This is a genomic window from Flavobacterium frigidum, assembly GCF_048286735.1.
Lineage (GTDB): Bacteria > Bacteroidota > Bacteroidia > Flavobacteriales > Flavobacteriaceae > Flavobacterium.
Genome location: NZ_JBLVPU010000037.1, coordinates 1 through 6,192 on the forward strand (window position 1 = coordinate 1; position 6,192 = coordinate 6,192).

At 29.0% G+C, this 6,192-nt stretch carries 4 protein-coding genes; all 4 read left to right on the top strand.

Going from position 1 to position 6,192, the window contains the following annotated elements; translation table 11 throughout:
- Nucleotides 1–89: 89 nt before the first annotated feature.
- The 4 genes from ACNQGO_RS15180 to ACNQGO_RS15195 all read left to right on the top strand — a co-directional run bounded on the left by ACNQGO_RS15180 (nt 90) and on the right by ACNQGO_RS15195 (nt 6,112).
- Complete coding sequence (locus ACNQGO_RS15180) at nt 90–3,179, top strand: STAND family AAA ATPase (RefSeq protein WP_417985794.1); 3,090 nt, start codon at nt 90–92, stop codon at nt 3,177–3,179.
- A gap of 104 nt (nt 3,180–3,283) precedes the next feature.
- Nucleotides 3,284–4,060 carry an HNH endonuclease gene (locus tag ACNQGO_RS15185; protein ID WP_417985793.1) on the top strand — a complete coding sequence of 259 codons (777 nt, stop codon included), beginning with the start codon at nt 3,284–3,286 and terminating at the stop codon, nt 4,058–4,060.
- A 152-nt stretch (nt 4,061–4,212) separates the two neighbouring features.
- Nucleotides 4,213–5,661, top strand: coding sequence for an ATP-binding protein (locus ACNQGO_RS15190; protein WP_417947446.1), 1,449 nt, complete (start codon nt 4,213–4,215; stop codon nt 5,659–5,661).
- Nucleotides 5,662–5,845: 184 nt separating this feature from the next.
- Nucleotides 5,846–6,112 (top strand): hypothetical protein, encoded by a 267-nt coding sequence (locus ACNQGO_RS15195; protein WP_417947448.1) that lies wholly within the window; start codon nt 5,846–5,848, stop codon nt 6,110–6,112.
- Nucleotides 6,113–6,192 lie beyond the last annotated feature (80 nt).

Below are 6,192 nucleotides of genomic sequence, written 5' to 3' on the forward strand. Positions count from 1 at the left end.
AAGTCAAATTAAAATGAGGACATATAAAACAAAAAACACTTGCAAAAACGTTTTTGCAAGTGTTTAATTAAATATTTTTATCTAATAATCTGTATCGGTTATTCAGGACAAGACATTTTTTAAAAAAAATAGAAGAATTACAAAAAGAAAATCCTATAGATTTAGTTTTTTTTACTGGTGATTTGATAAATCAAGCTGGAATCGATTTCAAAGAAAAAGATGACACTATTCCACCAACTACTAAAGCATTTAAAATATTTAAAAATCAAATAATAGATCCAATTCTAGAAAAATTAAATATCGACATATCAAGGTTTATTATTTGTCCTGGTAATCATGATATCAATCGAAATGCTGATAAACCTTTTCATGAAATTGGATTAAAAGGTAATTTACATTCAATTGATGAAATTAATTCATTTATAAATGCGGATGAAGGGGATTATGATGGAGTTCAAAGAATTAAGGATTATAAAAACTTTGAATTTGAGTTGTATAAAACATTTGATGATAAGCTGCATTCAAAATTTAATTTTTCTGTTAAATTAGATATAAATGGTAAATCTGTTGGTATTTCCTCTTTAAACTCATCTTGGAGATGTTATGGCGATGATGATTTTAAAAATCTTCTTGTTGGAGAAAGTCAAGTAAATGATAATTATAAATTTATAAAAGATTGTGACATTAGAATAGCATTAATGCATCATCAACTGGATTGGATTTCTGATGTAGAGTCAAAAATTATTAAAAGTCATATATCTGGAAATTATAAATTAATCTTTAGTGGTCATACTCACCAGACAGATATCGAATATGTTCAAAATTTATCAGGAACTAGTTTGAGAGTTGTATCACCTTCAGGACTAAATCAAATTAGACAAAGCAATAAAGATTATGCTAATGGATTCAGCGTTATTGATTATGGTGAAGATATAAAATGTAATTTTTTAAAGTATAATCATGGACTTAAAATTTTTGTAGACAATACAGATGTTTGCGACAAAGGAGTTTTAGAAATTAAGGTTAATTCACCAATGGTTTTAAATCAATCAGTGAATATGCAATCTTTGGTAGAAGATGATTTTTATGATTTTTTGAATGATAGTGGAGCTAATTTTACCCATAGAAGTAAAACGCTAACTCTCGATGATATCTATGTTGCTCCTTTCATGGAGAAATTTAGTTTAAGTGATGAAGAAGAAAAAGGCTCATCTTTTAAATCTGAGGATATTTTAAAAAAAATAATAAATAAAGAAGTTAATCATACAATTATTCTAGGAGAAGAAAATAGTGGTAAAACTTCATTTTGCAAAAATATTTATTTAAAAAGTGTTATTTTACAAAATACAGTACCAGTTTTTATAAAAGGGCGAGATATTAAAAAAGTTAAAGAAGAGGATATTCTTAAACTAATTAATAAAGAGTTTAGAAAACAATACAAGGCTGATGTAGATTTAACTACGAAAGAATTGGTTGTAATTATTGATGATTTTAATGATTGCAAACTTCCTCAAAAAAGCAAAAGAACCTTCATATTAAATTTATATAAGCACTCTTTTCAAACTATTATAACATGGGATGAGTATTTTACATTAAGTGAATTACTTGAATCTCAAGTTACTGCCGTTGAAGTATTCGAAATATTGAAATTTGGAGGTAAGAAAAGACAAGAGTTAATTAGAAAATGGGTAGATCTATTTGAAGATGAATTTGAAGATGAGCAGTCTAAAGAATTTCAAATTAAAGAATTATCTAAAACAGTAAATTCTGTTATTGGTAAAAACTTAATTCCTTCACTTCCAATATACATATTGACAATTTTACAAGCCAATGAACTAACTAATACAACAAATTTTGAACAAAGTACCTTTGGTCATTATTATGATGTTTTAATTAAATCTGCCTTAGGACAGAAAATTAAAGTAAATGCTGAAATTGAGAAGTATTATTCATACTTGACTGAATTATCTTTTTGGATTTATAGTAATCAGACAATTGAAATAGAGGAAAATGAATTCATTAATTTTCATCAATGGTTTATTTCAAAATACAAAATTCAATTAAGTTTTCGAGATGCTATTGAAATTTTAGAAAATTGTAATTTAATTCAAAAGAACGGAGAATTATATAAATTCAAATATAAGTACATCTATTTTTATTTTATAGGAAAGTATTTTTCAGACAATTTAGAAGATGAAATTATTCAAGAGGAAGTTACTAACTTATCAAATAAACTATATCAAACCGATAGTGCAAATATTTATATTTTCTTGTCCCATCACAGTAAATCAAAATTTATTATTAAACAAATTTTGGAACGTGCCAGAGAGCTTTTTATTGATGAAAATATAATTGAGTTTAATAGTGACATTAAATACATAAATGAATTTATTGAAAAGAAAGTAGATACTTTAGACTTTAAAGAAGAAGAGAATATTATTGAGGTAGAAATTAACGAGATAGAAGATAGCAGCTTGGAGATTATTGAGAGTCCTGAGGAAGATAGTGATGTAAATGAAGAAATTGATAGTATCTCAAAAGTAAATAAAGCCTTTAAAACAATTGAAATTTTAGGTTACATTATTAAAAACAGATATGCATCATTAGCAGGAAATGATAAATCAGATCTTGTAGAAGAAATGTATAAATTAGGATTACGTTCTTTGACTTTTTTATTTAAAACTTTACTAGAAGGCGAAGATTATATTAAAAACGAGATTATTGACTTAATAAAGAAAGATCCTAACAGTGCATTAACAGTGCGTGAAAGAGAAGAACTAGCCAAGCAATTAATGTTTAATTTATTATATATGGTTTCGTATTCTATTTTTAAGCGTATTTCATCATCTATAGGTTCCAAAGATTTAGAAATAACCTTTGCCGATGTAAAAGAAAAGCTTGCAATTGGCACCAATGACCAACAAAATAATGCGATTTCATTAATTGATATCGCGGTCATTTTTGAGTATAGCAAAACTTTCCCAGATAAAAATGTTAAAGTTTTGGCTGAAGATTTGAAAAACAACCCACTCGGATTTCATATACTTCGCCGCCTTGGCTTGAATTTTATGAGAATGATTCCAATGAAAGAAATAGAACAGCAGAAAGCATCTGAAATTTTAAACATCTCGATTAAAAGTCAAAGATTAATAGGTATTACTTCTTCAATAAAAAAATAGAATTAATGGCTAAATACAGTGTAAATCAACAATCCATAGAAACTTTATTGAGTTGGATCAAATCCGGCGATATTGTCATGCATCATTTTTATATGCTTTAAAAAATGAGTAATTCAGCAATTGACAGGAAATGTATTTGGTGTTTAGAAACCAAATCTAATGTAACTTTTATTAAAAAAGCGCATACCATTCCCAAATCATTAGGTGGTCAGAACTATAATAGGAATGTTTGCGATGATTGTAATTACTATTTTGGCAATAGAGACAGTCATAACGGTAAATATTCCATTGAAGTGGCATTGAAAGAAGCTTTTTCTATTTCCAGAAAAACTTTCTTATTGGGTCGTGTAACTAAAAGAAAAGTAGGCGAATTCAAGTCTCAATTTTTTGAGATGAAAGAACGAAATGGCAAATTTCGTCTAGGTATAAAACAATCTTTTATGTTTGCTAATCAATCAGAACTTTGTAGAGCTTTTAAAAGAGGTTTGTATAAAATGTATTTTGAAGAATTTAATAGACAAAAAAGATTTGGTCATGAGGAAAGTTTTGATATAATTAGGGGATTTGCTAGATATAATAATTATGATTTACCAGTATTATATTTTACTAGAAAAATAGGTGTGATGATATTTTTCAAACGTGAAGCAGAAACACCAATTTTGTATTTTGATAGAATGAATTATTTATATTCAGATGACAAGTTTGCTGAAATTGAATTTTTAGGACATGTTTTTGGTTTTCCAATAGCTCCTTTTACAAAAGAAGAATTTGAGAACTATACACAAAAGTCTATTGAAATAAAGAAAGAGTTTTTTATAGAGGCAAATGTTATTGAGAAATTTACAGACATTGATATTGCATTGAGTGTTATGAACAGATAAATAAAATCATTTTCCCAACGTCGGCAAAATGGTTTCAAAACGATAAATAAGGATTTTTTAAACACAAAAAATCCTTATTCATCCCAATTTAACAAAAATAGATAGATTTAAATCTTCTTATTTTTACTATATTTGTCTAAATAAGATAAATTATGAAAATTTCAACCCTTATTCCGCAAGAAAAAATAATAGAGCGCTTACGCTATGAGAATCCTTGGTGGGTAACTCAAGCCATTCCAGAGCTGTACCGTTCAATGTCAAAACGTTTGTATTTTTCATTGTTCTATCCGTTTGTGGTTGAAAAAGAAATTAAAAGAGCGGTAGTATTAATGGGTCCTAGACGTGTAGGCAAAACCGTGATGATGTTTCACACCATCGATCAATTAATACAGGATAAGATAAATCCACAAAAGCTATTTTTTATTGGTATCGATAATCCTATTTACATCAATTTGAGCTTGCAGGACATTTTGGACTTATGCACTGAAGCCCTAAAAATTAAAGATCTTGAAGATTGTTACATTTTCTTTGATGAGATTCAGTACCTCAAAGACTGGGAGCGTCATTTAAAAGTATTGGTAGACACTTATCCAAAGACAAAATTTATCGTATCAGGTTCCGCTGCCGCAGCATTGCGTTGGCACAGTACCGAAAGTGGCGCTGGCCGATTTACTGATTTTATGTTACCACCTTTAACCTTTCAGGAATTTATTCATTTAAAAAATCGTTCTCATCTGATGGTAGAAGGCACCATCAAATACAATGGAAAAGGGATAGCCTATCAATTGACCAATAACATTGACGAACTCAATAAAGAATTTGTGAATTACCTAAATTTTGGAGGATATCCCGAAGTAGTTTTATCTGAAAGAATACAAAGCGATATGGGTCGCTATGTTAAAAATGATATTGTAGATAAGGTCTTATTGAGAGATTTACCAAGTTTATACGGAATCAAAGATGTGCAAGAACTCAACCGTTTTTTCACTTACATTGCTTATAATACAGGTAATGAGTTTTCGTATGAAACTATGTCAAGAGAGAGCGGTATTCAAAAAGATACTTTAAAAAAATATTTAGAATATTTAGAAGCTGCTTTTTTAATTAAAGTACTCAATAAATTAGATATCAATGCTAAACGATTGAAAAGAGTAACCAGTTTTAAAGTGTATTTGACCAATCCGTCCTTGCGTACCGCTTTGTTCTCGCCGATTTCAGAAAGTGATCAAGAGATGGGAAATATGGTTGAAACCGCTATACTTTCGCAGTGGATGCATAGGGAAAATTTGAACCTAAACTATGCCCGCTGGAAAGACAAAAAAGAGGGTGAAGTGGATCTGGTATTGCTTGATGATAAAAATTTCAAACCGATTTGGGGTATTGAAATAAAATGGAGCAATCGCTATGTTGAAAAAACAAATGAACTGCATAGCATAATGCAATTTTGTGAAAAAAATAAATTAACTAGTGCATTAGTTACCACCATTAATCAAGAAGGAAACAAAACCTTTCAAGAAATCGAGTTTACCTTTTTACCTGCCGCGCTATACGCTTATAATGTTGGGGTAAACACATTAAAAATGAAAGGAATTAATGAATAGTAATAATATAGTAAATAAGAAATTTTTAAGCATAAAAAAACCTTATTTGTCCAAATAAGACTAGAATAAATAGATTTGAATCTGCTTATTTTACGTTTTTTAACTAAATCAAGAGCAAAATACAAAATAAAATACACTATCCTCAATCACAACCGAGAAACGGAGATAGGAAAATAGAAAAAAGATGAAGTTCACCGAAGCACAACTAGAACAAGCCTTTATACACCTACTGCAAGAAGAGCAAATGACGCATCTTGTAGGCGGAGAAGTACGTAAAAATGAATTTCAAGGGGTATCAGAACCAACTTTGCAATACGGTCATATTGTAACCGAAAAAGTGTTGATCGAAGCTGATTTACGAAACTATTTAAAATCTAATTACGCTAAGGAGCACATTACAGATGCCGAAGTAACGGATCAATCCCAAAACCTGTGGGGAAGCAAAAATTAAGCATAAATATTAGTTAGTCTAAAAAGGAAGAATTCTATATTTCTAACTCCTCTGAATTGAGATCTAAATGCTTTTATTTT